Here is a 22,264-nt window from a genome sequence, read left to right as displayed (position 1 = left end):
AGAGGTCGCTCGCGTGGCCTTCAAGGCTGGGCGCGAGAGCATGCGCCGGCAGGTGGTCGCGATCATCGAGCACCTGCTGGTCGCCGACGGGTCCACGAAGCTCGACGGCGTGACGCAGCGCAGCACGTCTGCGGATCCCTCGCAGCTGGCTCGCACGGAGGCGCTGCGGGAGATCGTCGACGACGTGGATCTGCTCGCCCACGTCGAGAGCAACTAGCAGCCTACCGAGAAAGGCAGCCGCCCCCGGGTTCAACGCCAGCTGAGTCCGTGGACGACGCTTTCGTGGATCATGGGTCCGGCGTGGCCGGGGCGGGCGACTACCGAGAAAGGCAGCCGCCCACGGGTTCAGCGCCAGCTGAGTCCGTAGACGATGCTTTCGTGGATCATGGGTCCGGCGTGGCCGGGGCGGGCGACTGCTAGGACCAGAGCGACTAGCAGCCTTCGGGGCCGGTCACGCTGGGGAGCTGGGCGCGGTCCTGGCCGAGCCACGCGCGCGTGCTGAGCTCGGTGGCGATCTACCGAGAAAGGCAGCCGCCCACGGGTTCAGCGCCAGCTGAGTCCGTAGACGATGCTTTCGTGGATCATGGGTCCGGCGTGGCCGGGGCGGGCGACTGCTAGGACCAGAGCGACTAGCAGCCTTCGGGGCCGGTCACGCTGGGGAGCTGGGCGCGGTCCTGGCCGAGCCACGCGCGCGTGCTGAGCTCGGTGGCGATCTGAGCCAGGTGGGTGAGCTCCGCGAGGGAGCAGGCGTCGAGCTCGGGGCTGAGCTCGTCGATCGACGCGCGCACGCTCGCGTCGACGAGCTCGCCGAGGTCGGCGGTGATCGAGGCGGTCGCGCGCAGCAGCTCGAGGTCCGCGTCGGTGCTCCGGCCGCGGGCGCTCCAGCGCTCGCCGTCGAGCTCACCGGTGCTCGACAGGCGCACGCGCCAGCTGGCCGCTTCACCGTCGAGGTGCACGCGGCCTTCGATGCGATCGCCGCGGGTGCGCGCTTCGATGACCACGCGCCGACCTTCGGGGGTCTCGTGCTCGAGGACCAGGCCCGAGCCGCCCAGGGGGCTCGTGGCGTCCTCGTCGAGGCGCACGGCGAGGCGCCCGAGCACGCGCGCGTCGGCGCTGACAAAGGCCAACGCGACGCTCTCGGGGCTGGCCGCGGCCACGTGGTAGCGAGCGCCGACGGGCAGCGAGGTCGCGGCGCGCTCCGAGGGCTCGGCGATCAGCGAGAGGCCGACGTGGGTGGCGTCGATGTGGCCGTGCCCTTCGACGACGCGGGGGCCGGGCTCGGCGAGCTCGGAGGAGACATAGCTGGCGGTGTGCGAGGCGAGGGTCGAGCTGTGGACGCTCGGGGTGGACGCGCACGCGCTGACAAAGGCGAGGGCGCAGGTCGCCGACAGGGCGAGGGGCGAGGTGCGGGCAAAGGACTGGAAAAAAGACTTGAAGCTGGACATGACAGATTGCCGAGAGATCGAGGGGACGCACGACCAGGCAGCGGCGCGCCCGTCATTGGGGGCGCGCCGAAGCCTTCGTCGCAGTTAGGGTCTCGGCCCGCGGCGGAGGGGCTTTCAAGCTGGCTGCGAGGTGAGCTCGTCGAGAAGTGGGGGCCGAGCTCGCCACGCGCGGTCGAGCGCAGCGCGGACCTCGGTGCCCGCCTGACCCCGAGCGTGGGTTGCTATGATCGAGCTCGTGCCACGCCGCGCTTCGAGTCGTCCTCGCACTCCCTCGCCCCGCTCCAAAGGCCGCTCGGGGGCCCTCGGGCGCGGGCAGGGCTCGGTCGCGGGCAGGGTCTCGAGGTTGGGATCGGCCCCCGCTCGCGGCCCGCTCGGGGGGCGGGTGATCTTGTTGGTGTCTGCGCTGGCCTGGGCCTGGGCCTGCAACATGCCCTCGGCGACCCTCGAACTCCCGCCCGAGCGCCCGAGCGCCCCGCCGCCAAAAAAGACCGAGCCCAAAGCGGCGGTCGCCGACGCGGGCCCGATCACCAACGCGCGCCTACCCGTGCCCGGAGGCGTGGGCGCGCTGGGCTCTCGGGCCGAAGACATCGACGGGATCATGGCGCTGTGCGAGCGCTTCGAGGACGACTGCGAGCGGCACTGGTTCGACAGCGAGGCGCCCCAGGAATTCGTCGAGGTCGCGGCCTTCGAGATCGATCGCCTCGAGGTCACCAACGCCGAATACGAAGGCTGCGTCGTCGCCGGGGCATGCACGGCGCGGGCCCTCGGCGCGTGCAAGGGCTACGGCGAGGACCTCGAGCGCGGCCCCGGTGGCGGCCCCGTCCCCGTCGAGGGCTGGGACATGGCCACCCCCGAGCGCGTCCGAGACTTCACGGGCCCGAGCCAGCCCGCGGTGTGCGTGACCCCCGACGAGGCCGAGGACTACTGCCGCTTCGCGGGCGGTCGGCTGCCGGATCGGGCGCAGTGGGAGGTCGCAGCCCACGGCCGCACCAATCGGATCTGGCCGTGGGGCAACGAAGAGCCGACCTGCGCCCACGCTACTTTTGCGTCGGCACGTGGGGGCATGGGCTGCGGCGCGTGGGCGACCCGCTCGGTGGGCACGACGCAGGGATACCCGAGCCCCCATGGTGCTCTCGATATGGCGGGAAACGCCGCGGAGTGGGTCCGGCCCCACGACGAGCCCCCGGGGGCCTCCGGCGAGTTCGAAATTCGCGGGGGCCACTGGGCGACGGAGCCGGTCTACCTGCGCTGCGCCGAGCGGGGCCACTTCGCAACGGACTTTCGCGGCATCTACGTGGGCTTTCGCTGTGCATATCCGCCAGATGGGGCCAAGTCGGGCCGGTGACGCGGCGCGTTGGTCTGGAATCAATAGTCAATTTGTGGGTGGAGATTTTACTCGCGAAGATTGATTCATAATCTGTTCTCAGGCGCAGATGTCGCCAAGTTATGCAGGGAATCGATGTAGTTTTCAAAACCTCATGGAAACAAGTCCCCGTGGGCAGGAAGCGGACAAAGACGAGTCTGCGGCGGGGGGCGCGGGTTTCGCGTGAATGAAAAAGAGAGCGCAGCTCCTTGAAACTAGCTAGAATGTCAATGTATCCATAGTTCACGGATATCGCTTCAGGACGCATGTCGCTTCGTTCAATCCGCACCGCGCTCTGCCCCAGCGCGAGGCATCCCGGGATCAAAGCCATCGGCGCAGCGACTGTAGAGCATGGTGCGACGCAGTTGAGCCGAGACGACCTGAGCATTGACGATGACTCAATCCAACCTAGAAACCATCCTCACGGTGGCCGAGCGGCGCGCGCTCGTGTCGGTCATTCGGTCCCACCCCAACATGACCCTGGACGAGCTTCGAGGCTGCTTTGGCGGTCGTTACGGCCAGACCCTGCGGACCATCACGGTGCGCGAGCTGCTCGAGGCCCACGCAGAGCTGGCCTTCCCCAGCGACGGCGGGCCCCCCATCGACGCGGCAGCCCTCGCCGAGGCGAGGAGCCTGACCGGAGATGCCTTTGATCAGCGGGTGCTGATCGCCGTGCGCAGCGCGGGGGGCCGACCGGTGTCCGCCAGCTACCTGCGCGCACGCGTGGGTGGGCCGCGCTGGAAGCTTCAAGGTTCGCTCCGTCGCCTCGTCGACGCAGGAGACGTCGCCCGCAATGGCGTCACGAGCTCGACGCGCTACAGGCCGACGGAGACCCTCAGAGACTGAGTTCTGTTTTGCCCCCACAGCCGCCTGGGACCGGGGGCGCTTCGTCGCTGTCCGCTCCTCCGCTTTGGCTTGGTGGGCAATGGGGTTCGTGCCTTGGAGAGGGCATGTGGTCACCCCCGCAAGCGGGGGCGTGGATTCGTTGCTGCTCTGAGTCGCGGACGTGGGGCAGGGAGGGCGTGGCGTCGTCCGCGACGGCCCAAATAGACAGGGACTGGGAAAGATCGGCGCATCGGTGCGAGCATCAGACAATGCTGATGCTCCTGCGCGTCATACCGGTCCACATTGGGACACCTTCGCAGGTGTGTTCCAATCCCATCGTTGGTGGTGAATCTGGCCAGTACCGATTCACCAAGCTCAATCGAGCCCGAGATAACCACCGCGACGGCGTTCAATTAAACCCGCCGAGTGCGCTCAGTTAATCAAGTTCGGCAAGCTGAGCGCGAAGGGAGCGATGGTCGCGTCAAAGCGCTCGCCCTCTTCGTCGATCATCTGATAGCTGCCGTGCATGGTCCCAAAGGGCGTCGGCAGCGGGCAGGCCGAGGTGTACTCGAAGCTCTGACCGGGCGCGAGCAGCGGTTGCTCCCCGACCACGCCGGGCCCCCGGACTTCTTCGACGTGGCCGTCGCCGTCGGTGATGATCCAGTGCCGGCTGATCAGCTGGACCTTGGACTCGCCGACGTTGGCGATCTCGACGCGGTAGGCGAAGAACCACAGCCCGTCCTCGGGGTTGGAGCGCTCTTTGATGTAGCGCGCCAGAACCCGGACGCGGACGCCTCGTGTGACCGTTCCAGATTGCTCGGACATGGCTGATGCTCGCGGCCTCAGCTGAGTGACGGCGGCCAGTTGCCGTCGAGGCCCATGTTGTCGTCTTCGCGCAGGAGCTTGATGCTCCGGTCGCGCAGGAAGTCGTCTTCGTAGGGCTTGATGACGAAGGCCGTCGCACCATTGCGCAGGGCCCAGTAGCGATCGACCTCGTGGCTCATGTAGGTCACGAACATCACGCGGGGCGCCTGGTCCGTGTAGCGCTCCTTGAGCCGGCGCAGGAGCTGGAGGCCGTTCATGCCCTCGAGCAAGATCTCGGCGACGATGAGGTCGGGCCGGGTGCGCTCGACGAGGGCCCAGGCCGCGGTCCCGTTGGTCGCCTCCTGGATGGCGAGCTCCTGCTCGCTCTCGCTGACCTGATCCGCGGCCTCGCGGAGGATCCGAGCCACGCGCTCGCGGTTTTCCTCGTCCGGGTCGATGAGCAGCGCCGACTTCCAGCTCGCCTTGACCACGGGCGCTCCGCCTCCCAGTCCGGTGCCGACCTTGGGCGGGGAGACTTTGGGCGGAGAGATGGGCATGGCGGCTGGCGGGCTCGAGGTCGACGGGGCTCAGACCGTGATGGGCGTCACGCGCCTGCGCACGATGTTCGACTTGCTGAGGCGGTAGACGATGCGCGCCACGGCGAAGGTGCCCGTGCGCGTGCGTCGGGCGATCTCTTTGACGGAGTTGCGTCCGTTGACCAGCTCGAGCACGTCGAGCTCTTCCTTGGCGAGGACTTCCCGGGCCATGCGGCTGACCTTGGCGTCGTCGCGCACGAACACGTCGTCGACGTCGGGCATGTGCGGGCCCATGGTCGCGTTCTCGTCGATGCGGCGCAGGCCGTCGAGGAGGGCCTCGGACACCGGGAGGGCGACCTTGCCGGCCTCGGCCCCGCTGGCGGCGATGGCCTCGAGCTTCTCGAGCGGGCAAAAACCCGCGGCGCCCTCGTTGAAGGTCAGCAAGTGACAGGTAATCTCGCGGGCCTGGGCGATCAGCACCTGGGCGAGCTCGCCGGGGGTGATGAAGCCGGCCTCGACCAGGCGCTGGCCCAAGGGGCGATTTTGCGGGTCGCGGTTGCGGATGAAGGCCTCGAGCTCGTCGTCGCGCATGAACCCGCCCTCGACCACGAAGCGGCCGAGCTTGAGGTCCTCGTCGTCGCCGTAGTACTCGGCGAGGCGGAGCTTGCCGCCGTCGAGGTGCAGCCGGGACTCGCGGCCGTCGGACTGGAGGCTGAGCACGCCCGTCACGCCGTCGTCACTGAGCATCTCGAGCACCGAGGCGAGCCGGGTCGCCGCGAGGTCGATGGTCATCGACTGGGCGCCGGCCGGCTTGGGCAGCTCCTCCGAGCCTTCGAGGTCGCGCAGCAGGCCCGCGATCGCCTCGTCCTCGAGGCTCGTGCCTGGGAAGTGCTTCTCCAGCAGACGCTGGAGCTGGACCTGGCGCTGATCGGGGATCGCGTCCATGTCCGAGGGCAGGCGCGCGGAGTCCACGGAGCCGACGGTGGCGTTGACCACCTTCAAGAGGGCCGGGCTGGAGAAGGGGCGGCGGACCGTGGGCAGGGCGGCCGCGGCCGGGATGGGGTTGGGGTTGCGTCGGCTGACGATCAGGATCCCCGGGATGTCGGCGGCACCGGGCAGGCGAACGAGGTCGCGCAGCACCCCGGCGCTGATGGCCGGGTCGGTGGAGGCGTCCAGGAGCAGGGCGACGATCGTGTTGTCACCGCTGGCTCCGTGGAGCTTGAACATCGCGACGGCGTCGCGTTGGCCCGACGCGTTGTAGACCTCATAGCCCGCGAGCCGGAGGCTGGCGGTGGCCAGCTTCGCGGTCGTCGGGTTGGGGTCGTAGTAGAGGATCCCCGGGGCCGTGCGCGCTTGCTGCGAGTCGGGCATGAGGCCGGCAAAGTCTACTCGCAATCGGCCCCGCCGTGGTAGCGTCCGGCGCATGGTCATGGGCGCGCTCGAGCGGCTCGATCCGCCGCGGGTTCTCGGGGACCTCACGCTCCTGGCTGCCCTCGGCGAGGGCGGCATGGCGACGGTCTACCTCGCGGGGGTGGGCTCTGGTCCTCTGGCCCGGATGTGCGCGGTCAAGCTGCTGCGGGCCAACCTGCCCGATCACGACTACAGGACCCGCTTTCTCGACGAAGCGCGGCTGGTGGTGCGCCTGCACCACAACAACATCGTGGACGTCCGCGCGGCTGGCGAGATCGACGGGCAGCTCTACATCGCGATGGAGGCCATCGAGGGTCGTGACCTGGCCGACGTGTGGGATCGCTGCGCCGAGGTCGGGCGGGCGTTCCCCGTGTCCCTGGCCGTCTACGTGATCCGCGAGGTTTTGCGCGGTCTGCACTACGCCCACACCTTCCCGGGCCTCGGGCTGGTCCACCGCGACGTCTCGCCCTCGAACATGCTGATCGATTGGGCAGGTGCGGTCCGTCTCGCGGACTTCGGCCTGGCGACCTCCAGCCTCAAGGCCAGCCTGACCCTCCCGGGCGTCGTGTTCGGCAAGGTCGGCTACATGAGCCCGGAGCAGCGCGCCACGAACCCCTGGACGGACGTGCGGATGTCTACGCCGTGTCGGTCATCCTGTGGGAGCTGCTCACCGGCCGGCCGCTGCGCTCGCCCGAGGGCATGAGCACCGACGCGGTCTCGCGCTTCGAGGCGCCCCCGCCGAGCAGCCGGAGCCGACGCGTTGACTCACGTCTGGATCAGATCGTCACCAAGGGACTCGCGCGCGAGCGCGAAGATCGTTGGGACAGCGCCAAGGCGATGATGCTCGCCCTCAACACGTGGCTGGCCGAGCACGCCCCCGAGATGGGCCAGGAGAAGGTCGCCGAGTTCATGCGCAAGCTGTTCGGCAACGCCCGGGAGGTCGAGTCGGCCATGCGGGCGGACCTCCTGCGCGAGCTCACGGCGGCGCACCGGGCCGCATCGGGGACGCAGATCCTCGAGGCCCAGCAAGAGGACGCGGCGACGGGGCAGTCGGCCAACCCCGAGCGAGAGTCTCGCTCCTCGCAGCGCGTCGGCCCGGCGCCCCCGGGCCTCGACGCCAAGGAGCTCATCGAGGCCGGCACGGTCATCGCCGATCGCTACCGCGTGCTGTCTCGCCTCGGGCGCGGCGGCATGGGCTACGTCTACCTCGGCGAGCACGTGACCGTGGGGCGCTCCGTCGCGATCAAGGTCCTGACCCACGATTGGTCGCGGACCCGCTCGGTGGCCCAGCGCTTCCGGGCCGAGGCTCGAGCCGCGAGCGCGGCCGGCCACCCCAACATCGTCGAGGTCTTCGACGCGGGCGAGCTCACCGACGGGCGCCTGTACCTGGTCATGGAATTCCTGACCGGCAACAACCTCTACGAAGAGGTGCAGGACAACGGGCCGATGGTCGTCCCGCGGGCCTGCCAGATCATGCGCGACGTCGCCCGGGCCATCCGCGCTGCCCACGAGGTCGGGATCATCCACCGCGATCTCAAGCCCGACAACGTCATGCTCGTCGACCGCGGCGACGAGGGCGTGCTGGTCAAGGTCCTCGACTTCGGCATCTCCTCGTCGGCCGAGCGCAACCCGGAGGAGCAGCGCCTGACCAACGTCGGCCAGGCTCTGGGCACGCCCGAGTACATGGCGCCCGAGCAGGCCAAGGGCGCCGAGGCCAACGAGCGCTTCGACATCTACGCCCTCGGGGTGATGTTCTACGAGCTGCTGACGGGCGACCCGCCCTTCCACGGCAACAACATGCTCGAGATCATCACGCGCAAGACCACCGAGGATCCGCCCTCGGTGGGGACGCACCGCGAGGATCTTCCGCCCGCGCTGATTCAGCTCGTCGACGACTGCACCGATCGCAGCCCCGAGGTCCGCCCGCAGACCGCTCAGATCTTCCTCGCGCGTCTCGAGGATGTCCTGCGCGCGCTGCCGCGGACGCCCTCGGGCGCCATGAACATCGCCTTCGAGGCCTCCATGACCCGCGGCCGCGTGCCCTCCGGGGCGACCCGCGACGTGTCGAGCGAGCGCATCCCCATGGCCTCGGCCGCGGCCAAGTCCAGCGGCAAGAGCTCGAGCCGGACGAAGTCGGGGGCCGCGGCTGCGGCCGCTGCGATGGGTGGGAGCGCCAGCGAGAAGACCAAGGACGACAAGGCCGGCGGCTTCGTCATCAACCCGGTGACCTTGCTGGGCATCATGTCGACGGTGCTGGTCATCGTGCTCGGCATCTACATCTCCCAAAAGCTCGGCCAAGAGGGCGACGAGGGCGGCGACGAGCGCGACGCCGCGGGTGAGCTCGCGGCTGCCGAGGCGGACGCCGACGCGGACCAGGGCGCGGACGCGAAGCCAGCCGACGCGGACCAGGGCGCCCCCGCCGAGACCGGGGCAGGGGACACCACCGGCGGCGAGACGGGCGGCGAGACCGAGAGCGGAACCGACACGGACACCGGCGCGGCCGAGACCGACTCCGGCGGCTCGGTGACCGTCGCCAAGCACAAGACGGCCGCCTGCGCCAAGGTCCGCTCCGACGCCAAGGCGGCGTCCTCGGGTTTCAAGTGGACCAAGGTCCTCGAGCTGACCAAGAAGAACCGGGCCTGCTGGGGCAGCCGCAACGATCGCGTCGCCCTCGAGGTCGAGGCCCTGTCCGAGCTGGGTCGCTTCGCCCAGTGTGCCAAGGTGGGCAAGAACCACCCGTCGAGCAAGGTCAAAAAGACCGTCGCCCTGTGCAAGGCCCGGGCGGAGTAAGCCCCGAAGCGAGCCCCGCTCCAGGCTCGGAATCGTGTTTCGAGCCCGTTTCGGCTCGAACACGCCCCTGCAGGCCCTCGCGCTCCGCCCCCGCGCGACTTGCCACGGCTGGCCATTCGTTGTTTGCTGACCCACCTGCCGTGCGTCGCCGAGTTCCCATGCCTTCGCCCGCCCGCTCCGCTTCGACCTCCCTGGTCTCGCTGTTGACCCTCTCCAGCTTCGCGCTCGGACTCCTCGCGCCCACGCAGCAGGCCTCGGCCAACGGCTTCGGCGAGGTCCCGCCCGCTCCGAGCCTCGCTAGCTTGGCCCTCGCCCCCGAACGGGCCCCCGCCGTCGGCTTCGAGATCGACGCCAAGGCCCTCGGCAGCGAGGGCGGCCCCCTCGCCGACAAGCTCCAGGGCGATCTCGAGACCCAGCGAGACGGCGCCGGCTTCCGGGCGACCAGCGACCCGCGCGATCCGGTCATCCTCATCGTCATCGAGCGCGCCTCCGATCCCGAAAAGCCCGGCTACATGGTCGGCCTGTCCATGGAGACCGGCGACGAGATCGTCTCGGGTAGCGCCCGCCAGTCCGACTGCTCGCTGTGCACCCGCACGGAGCTCGTCACCCAGATCGGCGAGGAGGTCGAGAACATGCTCGACCTCGCGCGCGAGCACCAAGTGCCCGCGGTCGTCGAGCCCGGGGATACGGGCGGCGAGGAGGAGGCCGGCGAGGATGGCGAGGACGAGGCCGGCGAGGACGGCGGCGAGCCGGGCGAGAAGAAGCTGGGGACGCTGGGGATCGCGGGGATTGGTGTGGGCGTGGTTGGGTTGCTGGGTGTTGGGGCCGGGGTGGGGCTGGTGGTGGTCGGTGAGCGGCCGCTGGACGATCAGCCTCGCTTCCAGCGGAACTTCAAGCCCGGTGGCTTCGCCGCATTGGCCGTGGGTGGAGTCGCCCTCGTGACGGGGGTCGTGCTGATCGCCCTGGACGTGAAGAAGAGCAAGGCTGGCGAGTCGGCGCGCGTCCAATGGCAGGGTGCCGGTATCGCGTTTTGAGCCATCCTCTGATGGGGTCATCCCATTCGAATGATGATAGTTTGGGCGGGGGCAAGGTCCTCCACCATCACTCCATGTCTCGTAGCCATCCGAAGAGGGCGGCGTCGGCGTCGCGCCCTCTTTGGTCGCTGGCTTGGTCAATGGCCGACATTCCGGCACGCCGCGCGTTGACAAGCCGTGACAGCAAGGTCACAACGTACCGTCTGCGAAGCGCGCAGCGTATTGCATTTCAACGCTCCGACACGTCACGCTGCGTGCCGCGGGCCGGCTGTGGTGGGACACTCTGACCATGGTCCGAGGAGCGAGGATGGCCATGAGCGAGGACGCCAAGGACGCTGACCCTTCGATCGGGATGAAGCTGTTCTCGGCGTGGTTTTGGTTCTACCTCGTCGCCAGCCTCACCGTGTTCTGGTTTGCCGTCGCGATCCCGTGGCTGCTGATCACGCCCTTCGATCGCCGCCGGCGCTTCAGCCACTGGTACGCCTACACCTGGGCCAACCACCTCGAGCTGATGTCGCTGTGGCGGATCCAGGTCGAGGGGGGGGAGCACATGCGCGAGGACACGGCCTACGTGCTCGCCTGCAACCACCAGTCGAGCGGGGACATCCTCACGCTGTTTTCGTTGCGCAAGCAGTTTCGGTGGGTCGCCAAGCGCGAGCTGTTCGCGGTGCCCTTCCTCGGTTGGATGATGGCGATGGCGGGCTACGTGGGCATCAAGCGCGGCGATCCGAACAGCCGCAAGAAGATGATGGCCAAGTGCCGCCGCCACCTCGAGCTCGGCAATTCCGTGGCGATCTTCCCGGAGGGGACGCGCTCGGAGAGCGGCGACATCCAGCCCTTCAAGATCGGGGCCTTCGTGCTCGCGTGCGAAGCCGACGCGGCGGTGCTGCCGGTGCTCATGGAGGGGACGCGGGAGGCCCTGCCCCGGGCGAGCTTCGTATTTGGTGTCGACGCGCTCATCTATCCGATCGTCCGCGTGCTCGAGCCCCTGCATCCGGCGGACTACGGCAACGATCCCGAGCGGCTGCGCGACGCGACGCGGGCGGTGATGGTCCGGGAGCGGGCGGTCCTGCGCGCGGAGATCGAGGGGCGCGGAGGTTTTTGCGTGCCGCCCCCCTACGTGGCCGAGCGAGCGGGCAGCGGCCGTCGTCGGGGCAGGTCCTGACAGTTACAGGGCACTAGGGGTGGGCGACTGCTAGGCCGAGCGGGGCTGGTGGGCCTGGAGCTGGCCGTAGGCGGCGATGCTCTCGGCCCGGGATACGCAATCATCGAGGATGTCGATGAAGGCGCTGAGGGAGCTCGCGCCAGCGCGGGCGAGGTCCTTGGCGAGCTCGGGGGCCTCGGTCAAGAGGCGGTCGAGGGTGGCGAGGCTCTGACTTCCCCGACGGGGAGCGAAGCCCTCGAGGATGGCCAGCTCTCCGGCGAGCTCGGGACCCAGAGCCGACTCGCAGGCGTCTTCGAGGGCGGGCCCGAGGTGCGCGGCGAGGTGCTCGAGCTCGACCTCCATGGCGAGCAGGGCGAAGGGCAAGGGCCCCTCGAGGCTTCGCATGTGGACGCGGAGGTAGGCCTGCATGGCCTCCGTGGGTGCGGCGTCGAGCAGGGTGTCGATGCACAGCTGGGGGCTGTGGTGGCGATTCCACCGAGGCACGAGGACCTCGAGGTCCTCGCCGGACATTCCGCGGTAGGCGGCCTCGCGCCGTGCCCGGGTGGTCAGCTCGCGGCCGAGCTTCGCCCGACCCACCGCTCGGCAGCGCGGGGTGATGTGCTGAATCAGGGTCTCGTGGGCCGTCGAGAGGTGACGCCCGAGCGCGCTGAGCTGGATCAAAAAGGCCAGCACGAGGCGCGATTCCGCGTCAGGCGTGAGCACGCGAGCCAGCATGGGATCATCGGTGATCCGCGCGCGAGCGAGCTGCACTCGGGGTGCGTAGAGCTTCGAGACGTGGGACCGACGAGACATGGGGGCGCGCGGGGGTGCCTTCTCAGTTTCAGTCTCACTGGAATCTATGGCAAGGGCTATTTTTCATCCTCACTGTAATCCGTGATTCCCGCGGTCCTTTGGATCGATTTTCGATCACTTGGGCGCCTCGATTCTGCCAAAAATGGACGCTCGAGAGGCGCCGCGTACGCGTAGATTACAGTTTCAACGAAAACGAGCATCCGTGTCGTGCGGAACCCGCAGCCCATGCGTGGCACCCGCGGACACATTGTGTGTAGGTCCAGAGTCTACGTACCCCGACCCAGGGTCGGCCACTCGGCACGTCATGAGGCGTGAGATCTCTGGATGCCTCCCGTGAGGCTCATCGCAAATCGCGCGGTCGGCCGTCGTCCCGCTTGCGCGACCGGGAGCATCCAACACCGCCGCCGGTTGGGGATCCTCGCTCGCACGCCAGGGCATGAGCCCGCTGCTGGGTCGGTCGCTACATGAGAGCTGGGGTCTCGGGGGATCAATTCTGGGTGTTCTCGCCGATGCGGTGCGTCAATTCGAGAGTCTGTGGTGGGGTGAAGCCCTGCCTGTAGCGGGGGCGCCGAAATTCCCAACCTTTGGGTACGGCTCAATGAACAGTGTTGTAGCCAGTATTTATTGATCCATGAGCCAGGTGCCGAGGGCCCCTTTGGTGTGGCAAAAGTCCCCTGTGTTCAGCCCCACTCAGACCGGTCCTCTGGACTTTGTGGTGTCGGAGAATCTCCCCCCGCAGCCGCTGACGGCGCTGGTTGGGCTCCCGCCCCGGCCTTCTCCGGCTGCGCGGACGCAGACGGTGCTGCGCGGCGCGGGCTGGCTCCTGGCATCCGGGGCCTTCGCCGTGCCGGGCGGCTGCTGGCACATCCGTGTGCGGCGCCAAGAGTACGAGGGCGCCGAGACCTGGGGGGCGCTGCTCGAGGGCCTGATCGAGCACAGCGAGGTCGAGGGCGAGCGCGCCATCTACCTCGACCTCGAGAAGGCCCCGCGCATCAGCGGCCTCGAGGCGACGGAGGCCCTCGGGGCTCTGCTCGCGCACTGTGAGGCGAAGGGCTGGCCGGTGGCGGTGGTGATCGCCGGTGACCTCATCCAAAAGGCGCGCGTGCTTCGGCTACTTGGGCACCATGCCCCGCTCACGGCCCGTTGTGTGATGAGCCGCGCTGCCGCTTTGCGATGGCTCAAGCTGGCTCCGCGCCTGGCTGCTCTGTAGGCCCTCGGGGTTGACCCGGAGCGGCTGGCCCTCGCCGTTGGTCACGCGCGGGTAGTTGGCTTCGATGAGCGCGTCGATGTCGGGATGTTGGGCTCGGCCGGAGACCCCCCGGTCGAGGCGAGCGCTCCCGAAGCAGCGCCGTTGTCGAGCAGCTGAAGTCCGACGTGGCCAAAGTAGGAGAGCTCGCCTCCCCGGACCCGCGCGCACATCGAGTCGCGGTCTTCGACGGTGTAAGACGACCTTGAGAGCTCCCGCGGGGCGACCGTAGCCGCCGTGGGCGTGGTCCTCGAGGGTGAGGGTCTCGAGGCAGTACACGCCAGCGTTCAGGCGCACGAGGACGACGTCCTCGATGGTCTCGTAGGGGGCCGAGGTCACCGATGGTGACGCAGCTGCTCTCGGCGCATAGCTCCGCGTCGATGACTCGGGCGTCGAAGGCGAAGCCGATGGCGAGCAGGCCTTCGGGGGCTCGGACGAATCGCGGTCATGCCATGAGCGCTCTCGATCTCGCGCGTGCGGGTCGAGGCCTCCGTGCTATCAACGGCGGCCTCGATGACCCGGCTCGCACTCGTGCTCGGCGTACTGCTGGAGTTGTCTGCTCTGGGCGAGCCACCGCGCGCGCCCGAGGGCCCGGCGCTCAGCTGGGAGGTCCCGGCGGAGTGCATGGATGACACGCGAGCTCGGGATCGCCTGGGTGCGTTGTTGTCGGAGCGAGGCCCCGACAGCGGTGCGGGGGGCGGAGGCATCGAGCGGGTCGAGGTGCGGATCCGTGAGGTCGACGCAGGCTTCGCCGTTCGCTTGCGCTTCATCGGTGGGCTCGGCGTCGACGAGCGGGCGTTCGTCGACGAGAGCTGCGCGATCGCGGCCGAGGCGGCGCTGTTGGTGATCGCGGTCAGCTACGACCCCGTGGCGACCACGACCGCCCTGGCGCCGTCGCGGCCCGCCGTTCAGCGGCCCTCTCCGCTCTCTCCGCCCGAAGTGAGCGACCCGCCATCGCCAGTGCCGGCGCCGGGTCCCGAAGACCCCGCGCCAGCCCAGCTCGCGCCGAGGCCTGCGCTCGAGCCCGCGTCGACGCTCGAGTCCGAGCCACCGCGTCAGCCCACGCGTCGATCGAGGCGTGGACGAGGACCCCGAACGAGGGGCGATGCGGGCGAGGCATCGTCGACGCGCGTGGGCTTGGGGATCCTCGGCGGCGCCAGCTTTGGCCCCCTCGATCTGTGGCAGGGGCAGCTCGGCGCCGAGCTGTCGGTGTTTGGTCCGCTGTGGCGGGCGAGCGTCCACGGCTTGTGGCACGCGCCCCGCACGGTCCGCTACGCCCCGCCCCTCGAGGGTCGCTACCAGGGCTTCGCCGTCGGCGCTCGCGGCTGCGTCGTCCCCTCGCTGCCGCTGCGCGCGACCGTCGAGCTGCCCGTGTGTCTGGGCGGTGAGGCGGGGCTGATCCGCGGCGAGGGCGTGGCCCCGACCCCAAACCCGCGCGCGGCCACGGTGGCTCACGGCTCGCTGATTCTCTCCCCGGGGCTGCGCTGGGTGGCGCTCGAGCGCATGGCGCTGACGGCCTCCCTCGACCTGCTCGTGGGCCTGGGCCGCGCGGGCTTCACGCTCGACGAGGACGTCGCGCAGTCCCTCGTCGGCGTGGGTCTCCGGCCGCTGATCGGGCTGGAGCTGCGGCTCCCGTGAGCGCGCGACTTCGTGGGACGAAACGCGGAGCAGCTGGCCATGGCAGGGGAGGTGACCGCCGCCGCGCGCCAGGCCGAGCTCAGGGCCGAGTTCGAGGCCCTCTACGCCCGACACTTCGCCTTCGTGTGGCGGACGCTGCTGCACTTTGGGGTCCCGAGCGCCCAGGTCGAGGACGCCGTGCAGGACGTGTTCATCGTGGTCCATCGGCGCTTCGACGACTGGGACCCCGCCCGCTCGCCGCGCTCGTGGCTCTACGGCATCGCGCGTCGAGTCGCGGCGGACAGCCGGCGCACGCAAGAGCGACACCGACGCAAGCTCGACGCCCTCGCCGACGTGCACCCGGGGTCGACCCGCATGGACCCGCGGATCCGTGGGCGCGAGCGCTTGACCATCCTCGAGCGCATCCTCGCCAAGCTCGATCCTGCGCTGTCCGAGGTGTTCGTGCTCGCGGAGATCGAGGGCCTGAGCGCGAAGGAGATCGCGGGCGTGCTCGACATCAAGCCGAACACGGTCTCCTCGCGCTTGCGCCGGGCGAGGGCCGCCGTCGACCGCGGCCTCGACCGCCACGACCCGGGCGCATCCTCCCCCCGACTTCGCGATCGGAGACGCCGCCATGACTGAGCGATCCGAACACCGCGCCCGAGCCGTCGCCGAGCTCCGCGACAAGCGTCGCCCGCCTTCGGGGGCGCAGGCGCGGGTGCTGGGGGCGCTCCGGGCCGAGCTCGGAGGTCCGCCCCCACCGGAGGGGGGAGGCTCGCCTCCGGAAGGGGGCGGGGCGCCGCCGAGCGTCGGTGGGGCGGGCTTGGGCTACGCGGCGAAGGTCGGCGCGGCGGTGCTCGGGCTGACGGCGGCTGGCTTGACGGTGCTCCACCTGGGTGCGCGCGGAGTCCGGGCTCTGGACGAAGCTCGGCAGGGAGACGCGCCCGCGACCCTCGTCATTTCTGCGCCTGCGCCTGCGCCTGCTCCCGAGCCCGAGGAGCACGAGCCCGAAGAGCGTGGCCGTGGAGCCGAGACCCCACCCGCAGCACCGCCGGCGGTGGAGACCGTCGAGTCGGCGGACACTGCAAAGCGCAAGCGCGGATCGACCAAGGCACCCCCCGCCGAGGGGGGGCAGATCGGGGAGGAGCTGGCGCTCATTCAGCGCGCGCGAGTGGCCGACTCCCCCGCCCGAGCGATCGACGCGTTGACCGAGCACGCGCGTCGCTTTCCCAAGGGTGAGCTGCGCGACGAGCGCGACGCGCTGTGGGCCCTGGCGCGCTGCGAGCAAGGTGAACTCGCCGACGCGCGCCGCCGCGCCAGCGCGCTCGCCGAGCGTCGACCCTCGTCGCCGCTGCTCCAGCGCATGATGACGGCCTGTCCGGCGCTCGAACTCGAGCTTTGAATTTGTCGGACGAAGACCGGCGCAGCTGGCCATGGCAGAGGCGATGACGATGCAGCGACTCATCTCGTTGACGACGAGCGTCCTGGTTCTGGCGGCGTGCGGGCAGGCCTTCGAGGCGATCGGGACCGACGCTGGCGTGGGTGACGACGAGGCGACGAGCGAGGGGGAGGAGGCGACGACGACGGGCTCCGGCGGGGAGGAGACGGCGACGGAGGATGACAGCTCGAGCGAAGCGGAGACGACGGAGGAAGACAGCTCGAGCGAGGAGGACAGCTCGAGCGAGGAGGAGAGCTCGACGGAGGAGGAGAGCTCCGGCGAGGGGGTGGAGGACGAGCGCATCGCCGAGGCGATCGCCGACATCAACGCGCTCACCAACGCGACGATCAGCGCCTTCTTGACCCCGGATCCGGGGTGGTACGAGGACCCCGAGAACGTGCCCCAGCACAGTTGCCCGTATCCTTGGATGTCCCCCCAAGGTGGCGAAGCGGGCATCACGCCGCCGCTCTCCTTCGACTGCAACAACGGGCCGGACAACTCGTGTCACCCCACGCAGGGCGCTGGGGCTCCAGGGTTCTACGAAATCGGGCACTGGACGGATAACCCGATCTGGGCTGGGGTCAGCTTCGTAAAGTGGGCTCCCCACGCCTTCCACTACAACCTGATCGTGGTCAACGGGGGCAGCGAGACCCTCGACTACACGTGCAGCTTCACCGTCCAGGCCTTCGGCGACCTCGACGACGACAGCGTGTTCTCGACCTATGAGCGCTCGGGAGAGCTGGGCTTGATCGAGGGCGTCGGGCTCGGCGTGATCTCCCTGTCCGAGCTGACGATCATCGACGGCGACGAATAGCGCCTACGCGTCCAGGCGCGCGCGCAGGGCCTTGCGATCGATCTTCCCGTTGCTGTTGAGCGGGAAGGCGTCGAGGAGCTCGACGCGCTTGGGCACCATGTAGGCCGGCAGCAGGGCGTCGAGGCGATCGAGGAGCGCGTTGGTGTCGAGGGCGGCGTCGGGGGGCGGGGCGAGGAAGGCGACGACGGCCTTGGCCCCGGTGCCGTCCTCGTTGGGCGGCCAGGCCAGGGCCACGGCGGCGTCGAGGCCCGCCTCGCGCATGAGCGCGGCCTCGATCTCGCCGAGCTCGACGCGGTAGCCCTGGATCTTGACCTGCGAGTCCGTGCGCCCGAGGAAGGTCATGGGCCGCTCGGGGCTGGCCTTGCGGACGCGGTCGCCGGTTCGATAAAAGCGCTCGGTCTCGCCGGGGGGCACGAAGAACGCGGCCGCCGTGCGCTCGGGGTCGCGCCAGTAGCCGAGGGCGCGCTGGGGCCCGGCCATGAGCAGCTCGCCGACGCCTCCGGCCTCGACCTCGCGCAGGTCCGCGTCGACGACCTTGACGCGCATGGCGGGGAAGGGCTCGCCGATCGGCACCAAGTCGTTCTCGCACTCGGCGGGGCTGCGCGCGCTGTCCCAGCGGTAGGCCGTGCACGCGAGGGTCAGCTCCGTGGGCCCGTAGATGTTCTCGACCACGGCCTCGGGCGCGGCCGCGGCGAAGCTCTCGGCCAAGCTCGCGGGCAGGCCCTCGCCGCAAAACAACACCAGGCGCAGCTTGGGGAACACGCCGGGCTGGAGCAGGCGCACGCGCTTGAGCATGACCGCGGCCGAGGGCACGGAGAAGTACACGCTGATCTCGGACTCGAGGATGTACTGGTGGGGGAGCAGGCGCTGCTTTTTGTCGGGGACGCACAGGCAGCCGCCGACGCTCCAGGCCCCGAACAGGTCGAAGAGCGAGAGATCGAAGGTGGTCTCGAACAGGTGGGTGAAGCGGTCGCTGGCGCGCAGCGAGTAGCGCTCGATGACCACGGCGAGGAAGCGGGCGATGTTGCGCTGGGCGACCATCACCCCCTTGGGCTCGCCGGTGCTGCCCGAGGTGAACAGCAGGTAGGCGATGGCCTCGGGGTCGACGGCGGCGGTGGCCTCGACGCGCTCGGCGGCGACCGGGGCCGCGCAGGCCTCGAGCTCGCTGGCGTCGACGAAGCTGTGCCGGGGATGGGCGGCGCGCAGCTGCGCGGGGATGGTGTGGTCGGGGGCGAAGAACTGGCGCGGCAGGGCGTCGCCGCGGGCGTCGAGCTCGGTGAGCACGGCGTCGAGCAGGGCCACGCCGTCGGCGTCGAGGACGACCGCCCGGGCCTGGGAGCGCGCGAGCATCAGCGCGACCCGGGCGGGGGGGAAGCTGGGCAGCATGGGCACGTAGCCGTGGCCCGAGGCCAGCGCGGCCAGGATGCCCGAGAAGCAGGGCGCCGAGCGGGCCGCGAGCACGGCGGTCAGCGGCGGGTTGTCGCCCTCGACGGCGCTCGGGCCGAGTTCGCCGCGCCGCGCGAGCAGGGCCCGGGCCAAGGTCGTGACGCGCTCGCGCAGCTGGGCGTAGCTCGTCTGCTCGCCGTCGAGGCGCACGGCCGGGCGCTTCGGGTGGGCGGCGGCGCTGCGCAGGAACAGCTGGGCGAGGCTCATGCCGAGGGTGTTGGCGGGGTCGAAGCTGCGGGGGTGGGCGTCGGCGGTAGACATGGCGGTCAGCGGCGGCGGTAGGCGACGTACTGCTCGAGGATGGCCCGGAACACGAGCTCACCGATGACCACGTGGCCCTTCATGGTCGCGTGGCCCAGGTCGCCGCTCATGAGCCGGGGCTTTTGCTTGAACCAGCGCCCCGCCGAGCCCTCGCCGCCCATGGCCGACCAGGTGTCGAAGAAGGCGCAGCCCTCGGCCTTGGCGACGTTGCGCTGGGCGTCGACGAGCATGGGCACGATGGGCCGGGACACGATGCGCACGCCCTCGCGCTCGCCGTGGTCCAGGGGCGCCATGATCAGGCAGGCCAGGTCCGGATCCGCCCGGCGGACCAGCTGGACGACCTCGCTAAACTCCTGCTCGTACTGCGCCTGGGTCATGGACGCGCGGATCATGTCGTTGCCGCCGAACATGAACACGGCCAGGGCCGGGTCGCGGTGGTCGAGCTGGGCGCGGAGGTGGCCCTCGTCGAACTCGCCCAGGCGGTTGGTGAACGCGCCGACGAGGGCCAGGCCGTCCCAGACCACGCCGGGCACGTCGCGCTCGAGGGTCACGCCGTAGGCCCGGCTCTGCCCGCCCCCGGCCGCGCGGACCGTGAGCTCGTGGTCGCCGTCTTCGACCTCGAGGGTGTGGAAGCGGTCCTCGACGAGCTCACCCTCGGTGCGGGTGTCGAGGACCACGGGCTCGCCCCGATCGACGCGCAGCTCGAGCTTGCCGCCCTTGGGGTGGGCGAGGTAGGCGAGGTCGAAGCGCGAGACCTTGCCGCCGCCGTACTTGTCGTCGGGGGCGAAGCGGCTCTGGGCGCCGCCGAGGGACCACACCGTCGCGCCGCCGAGGCCGTAGCGGCCGTCGCCCTTGCAGCGCTGGATGATGAAGCACTTCTTCCACTTGTCGTTGTGCTCGAACTCGACCTCGCGGTGGCGGTAGGAGGTGTTCGGCGGGGTCAGCAGGTGGAAGCCGTGGCCGGCGTTGCCGAAGCGGCCCTGCATGCGGGCGCGGATGGCCCCGGGGATGCCGTCGATGCCGATGGCCGAGTCGCCCCAGTGGAGCACGCGGGTGACCGCGCCCGCGACGGAGGCGTCGGAGCGGGCCAGGGACTCGAAGAAGGGGTCGAGCTCCGCGCCGGTGAACAGCTCGATGGACTGGGTCGCGGCCTTCTCATCGCCGGGCTGGGGCTCGTAGGGCGGGAGCGCGTCGTCCTCGGCGAGCTCGACGATGTCCTCGGGCTTGGGCTCGGGTCGCGTTGGTGGTTCTTGCTCGGCGGCGGCCAGGGCCTCGCGGGTGAGGGCCTCGACCTCCTCGGCCTTCTCTTGCACCTCGGCGCTCGGCGGCTCCTCGAAGGGCCGGCCAGCGAGGTTCCAAAAGGGCACGGGGTCCTCTCGGGTCCACGGCCGGGCCCACTCCGCGCCGGGCACGAAGTAGACGCCGACGACCCCGAGGACCACGGTGACCATGGCCGAGCCGACCCGCGCGAGCATCTTGGGGCTCGGCGTGGGCGCGAGGGGCTCGGCGGCGGTGCCGGACACGGTCTTGGGCTTGGGGGCCATGGCGGGGGATGGGCGGGGAGGGAGCTAGAACTGGAAGTAGATGAAGGCCCGGGGGCTGCCTTCCATGAGCAGCATCAGGCCGAGGATGAAGGCCAGGAAGATGACGCCCAGCACGGGACCCGGGACCTTGCGGAACAGGTTCTTGGCGTGGACGGTGACCCACTCCTCCGGGGTGAAGTGGTAGACGAGGCCGAAGATCAGCGCGGCGGCGATCCACGGCGTGACCAGCCCCGGGCGGATGCCCTTGCTCAGATCGAACTCGAGCAAGCCGGCGAGGAAGGCCCGGGAGGTCTCGAGGTCCGGCGAGCGGAAGAAGATGCGCGAGACGATGACGAAGTGGAAGGTCAGCAGGATGTGCGCGGCGCCTGCGAGCTTCGCCAGCCAGCCCTGACCGTGATCGGCGACGACGTCGTCGTGGCGCGGGAGGACGCAGATGAGCACGAAGAAGACCGCGCACAGCCCACCCATGGCCCCGGACTCCATCCGCGGCACGTGCAGGACGTAGTGGCACACGGCCGCGACGCCAGCCGCGAGCGCGGCCGTGCCCAGCGGCCAGGCCAGGGCCTTGACCCACATCGGCCGCTCGCCCTTGCGCACCCGGTTCCAGCGGCTGAACACCATGGCCCCGGCGTGGATGTTGGCGTAGATGACGAAGTTCCAGCTCGCCCCGTGCCACATGCCGACGAGGAACATGGTGATCCACGTGGCGATGTAGCCTGCCTTGGCGCCCAGGCGCGCGACCAGGGGGAAGAACAGGTAGTCCCGCAGCCAGCCCGAGAGGGTCATGTGCCAGCGGCGCCAGTACTCGCCGATGTCCTTGGCCTGGTAGGGGCGGCGGAAGTTCTCGGGCAAATCGAAGCCGAGCATGCGCCCGACGCCGATGGCGATGTCCGTGTAGCCCGAGAAGTCGGCGTAGATCTGCAGGGTGTAGGCGTAGAGCGCGAGCATGAGCTCGGCGCTGGTGAAGGTGCCCGGGGCGTCGAAGATCTTGTCGGTCAGGTGGACGGCGATCCAGTCGCCGAGCACGACCTTCTTGGCCAGGCCCTTGACCACGCGAAAGGCCCCCTCCTCGATGCGCTCGGCCGAAAAGCGCGGTCCTTCGCGCAGCTGCGGGAGCAGGTCCTTGGCGCGCACGATGGGCCCCGCGACCAGCTGCGGGAAGAACACCACGAACAGCGCGAAGCGCCAGAATTTGGGCTCGGGCTCGAGGTTCCCGCGCTCGATGTCGAGGGTGTAGCTGAGGCTCTGGAAGGTATAGAAGCTGATCCCGAGGGGCAGGACGACGTCGAGGTGGAGGGGGTCGACGCTCCAGCCGGCGAGGCCGGCCATGTCCGTGAAGGCCTCGATGAAGAAGTTGACGTACTTGAAGTAGAGCAGCAGCCCGAGGTTCCCGACCAGGCTCAGGGTCAGCCAGAACTTGCGGATGCGCTTGGCGCGGTAGTGGACCTCGTCGTCTTCGGAGTCGTAGTCGTCCTCGAGGGCCCAGATCTGTTTGCCGGCGACGAAGTCGAGGATCGTCGAGAACAGCAGCAGGCCCGCGAAGTAGGCCGGGGCGGGGGGCGGCTCGGTCTTGGGACCGGCCATGTAAAAGAAGTAGCTGCCGACCAGCAGCCACAGCCCCCGGGCCACGGGCTTGTCTGCGAGGAGCCAGAAACCGACGAGGATCGGAATCAGGAACAGCAGAAAGTCGAAGGTCGGGAACAGCATGCCGCTGGGGGCCCAAACCCCGGATTG

20 protein-coding genes are annotated in these 22,264 nt (G+C 69.8%); 12 read left to right on the top strand and 8 right to left on the bottom strand.

Features of this window, described 5'->3' with window-relative positions; translation table 11 throughout:
* A partial coding sequence (locus tag PPSIR1_RS24180) for a hypothetical protein (protein ID WP_006973796.1) occupies positions 1-217 on the top strand: 217 nt, incomplete at its 5' end.
* Positions 218-629: 412 nt separating this feature from the next.
* Here the strand turns inward: PPSIR1_RS24180 and PPSIR1_RS24175 are convergent.
* Positions 630-1,445, bottom strand: coding sequence for a hypothetical protein (locus PPSIR1_RS24175; protein ID WP_006973795.1), 816 nt, complete (start codon positions 1,443-1,445; stop codon positions 630-632).
* Positions 1,446-1,839: 394 nt separating this feature from the next.
* Here PPSIR1_RS24175 and PPSIR1_RS24170 point away from each other — a divergent pair, with 394 nt between their 5' ends.
* Together PPSIR1_RS24170 and PPSIR1_RS24165 are read left to right on the top strand one after the other, a co-directional pair.
* Complete coding sequence (locus tag PPSIR1_RS24170) at positions 1,840-2,790, top strand: formylglycine-generating enzyme family protein (protein ID WP_157595922.1); 951 nt, start codon at positions 1,840-1,842, stop codon at positions 2,788-2,790.
* 411 nt (positions 2,791-3,201) lie between these two features.
* Complete coding sequence (locus PPSIR1_RS24165; protein WP_157595921.1) at positions 3,202-3,654, top strand: hypothetical protein; 453 nt, start codon at positions 3,202-3,204, stop codon at positions 3,652-3,654.
* Positions 3,655-4,065: 411 nt separating this feature from the next.
* Here the strand turns inward: PPSIR1_RS24165 and apaG are convergent, their stop codons facing one another.
* From apaG to PPSIR1_RS24150, 3 genes are read right to left on the bottom strand one after another with little or no spacing between them, the layout of a single operon-like run.
* Positions 4,066-4,458: a Co2+/Mg2+ efflux protein ApaG gene (gene apaG, locus PPSIR1_RS24160; protein WP_006973792.1), complete on the bottom strand. Its 393-nt coding sequence runs from the start codon at positions 4,456-4,458 to the stop codon at positions 4,066-4,068.
* 17 nt (positions 4,459-4,475) lie between these two features.
* A complete protein-coding gene (locus tag PPSIR1_RS24155; protein WP_006973791.1) occupies positions 4,476-4,994 on the bottom strand; it encodes a response regulator in 519 nt (172 codons plus the stop codon).
* A 30-nt stretch (positions 4,995-5,024) separates the two neighbouring features.
* Positions 5,025-6,344, bottom strand: a complete 1,320-nt coding sequence (locus PPSIR1_RS24150; RefSeq protein WP_006973790.1) for a DUF4388 domain-containing protein — start codon at positions 6,342-6,344, stop codon at positions 5,025-5,027.
* A 52-nt stretch (positions 6,345-6,396) separates the two neighbouring features.
* Between PPSIR1_RS24150 and PPSIR1_RS24145 the strand changes: the two genes are divergently transcribed.
* The 4 genes from PPSIR1_RS24145 (at position 6,397) to PPSIR1_RS24130 (ending at position 11,372) form a co-directional block, all read left to right on the top strand.
* Positions 6,397-7,086, top strand: coding sequence for a serine/threonine-protein kinase (locus tag PPSIR1_RS24145; RefSeq protein ID WP_006973789.1), 690 nt, complete (start codon positions 6,397-6,399; stop codon positions 7,084-7,086).
* Positions 7,026-9,173: a protein kinase domain-containing protein gene (locus PPSIR1_RS43660; protein ID WP_006973788.1), complete on the top strand. Its 2,148-nt coding sequence runs from the start codon at positions 7,026-7,028 to the stop codon at positions 9,171-9,173. Before PPSIR1_RS24145 ends, PPSIR1_RS43660 begins: the two co-directional genes overlap by 61 nt.
* 158 nt (positions 9,174-9,331) lie before the next feature.
* Positions 9,332-10,207 carry a hypothetical protein gene (locus tag PPSIR1_RS24135; RefSeq protein ID WP_006973787.1) on the top strand — a complete coding sequence of 292 codons (876 nt, stop codon included), beginning with the start codon at positions 9,332-9,334 and terminating at the stop codon, positions 10,205-10,207.
* A 313-nt stretch (positions 10,208-10,520) separates the two neighbouring features.
* Positions 10,521-11,372 carry a lysophospholipid acyltransferase family protein gene (locus tag PPSIR1_RS24130; RefSeq protein ID WP_157595920.1) on the top strand — a complete coding sequence of 284 codons (852 nt, stop codon included), beginning with the start codon at positions 10,521-10,523 and terminating at the stop codon, positions 11,370-11,372.
* Positions 11,373-11,402: 30 nt separating this feature from the next.
* On the opposite strand, the gene PPSIR1_RS24125 is transcribed toward PPSIR1_RS24130, so the two are convergent.
* The gene (locus PPSIR1_RS24125; RefSeq protein WP_006973785.1) at positions 11,403-12,122 is read right to left on the bottom strand and encodes a hypothetical protein; all 720 of its coding nucleotides are present in this window, start codon (positions 12,120-12,122) and stop codon (positions 11,403-11,405) included.
* Between the two features lie 757 nt (positions 12,123-12,879).
* Here PPSIR1_RS24125 and PPSIR1_RS24120 point away from each other — a divergent pair.
* The 5 genes from PPSIR1_RS24120 to PPSIR1_RS24100 all read left to right on the top strand — a co-directional run bounded on the left by PPSIR1_RS24120 (position 12,880) and on the right by PPSIR1_RS24100 (position 17,279).
* Positions 12,880-13,374 carry a hypothetical protein gene (locus PPSIR1_RS24120; RefSeq protein ID WP_157595919.1) on the top strand — a complete coding sequence of 165 codons (495 nt, stop codon included), beginning with the start codon at positions 12,880-12,882 and terminating at the stop codon, positions 13,372-13,374.
* Between the two features lie 549 nt (positions 13,375-13,923).
* Complete coding sequence (locus tag PPSIR1_RS24115) at positions 13,924-15,048, top strand: hypothetical protein (RefSeq protein ID WP_157595918.1); 1,125 nt, start codon at positions 13,924-13,926, stop codon at positions 15,046-15,048.
* 39 nt (positions 15,049-15,087) lie between these two features.
* Positions 15,088-15,669: an RNA polymerase sigma factor gene (locus tag PPSIR1_RS24110; RefSeq protein ID WP_053335417.1), complete on the top strand. Its 582-nt coding sequence runs from the start codon at positions 15,088-15,090 to the stop codon at positions 15,667-15,669.
* The gene (locus PPSIR1_RS48240; RefSeq protein WP_157595917.1) at positions 15,662-16,429 is read left to right on the top strand and encodes a hypothetical protein; all 768 of its coding nucleotides are present in this window, start codon (positions 15,662-15,664) and stop codon (positions 16,427-16,429) included. The genes PPSIR1_RS24110 and PPSIR1_RS48240 overlap by 8 nt, the downstream gene beginning before the upstream one ends.
* 49 nt (positions 16,430-16,478) lie before the next feature.
* The gene (locus tag PPSIR1_RS24100) at positions 16,479-17,279 is read left to right on the top strand and encodes a hypothetical protein (RefSeq protein WP_157595916.1); all 801 of its coding nucleotides are present in this window, start codon (positions 16,479-16,481) and stop codon (positions 17,277-17,279) included.
* A 3-nt stretch (positions 17,280-17,282) separates the two neighbouring features.
* Here PPSIR1_RS24100 and PPSIR1_RS24095 read toward each other — a convergent pair whose 3' ends face one another.
* The 3 genes from PPSIR1_RS24095 to PPSIR1_RS24085 are packed head-to-tail and all read right to left on the bottom strand — an operon-like array spanning position 17,283 to position 22,237.
* Complete coding sequence (locus tag PPSIR1_RS24095) at positions 17,283-18,986, bottom strand: amino acid adenylation domain-containing protein (RefSeq protein ID WP_006973779.1); 1,704 nt, start codon at positions 18,984-18,986, stop codon at positions 17,283-17,285.
* 5 nt (positions 18,987-18,991) lie between these two features.
* On the bottom strand, positions 18,992-20,530 hold the full coding sequence (locus PPSIR1_RS24090) for a GDSL-type esterase/lipase family protein (protein WP_006973778.1): 1,539 nt from the start codon (positions 20,528-20,530) through the stop codon (positions 18,992-18,994).
* Positions 20,531-20,554: 24 nt separating this feature from the next.
* Positions 20,555-22,237: an MBOAT family O-acyltransferase gene (locus tag PPSIR1_RS24085; RefSeq protein WP_006973777.1), complete on the bottom strand. Its 1,683-nt coding sequence runs from the start codon at positions 22,235-22,237 to the stop codon at positions 20,555-20,557.
* Between the last annotated feature and the right edge of the window lie 27 nt (positions 22,238-22,264).

Source organism: Plesiocystis pacifica SIR-1, from assembly GCF_000170895.1.
GTDB lineage: Bacteria > Myxococcota_A > Polyangia > Nannocystales > Nannocystaceae > Plesiocystis > Plesiocystis pacifica.
The sequence above is the reverse complement of the archived record's forward strand: the minus strand, read 5'-3'. Positions and strand labels throughout refer to the sequence as shown.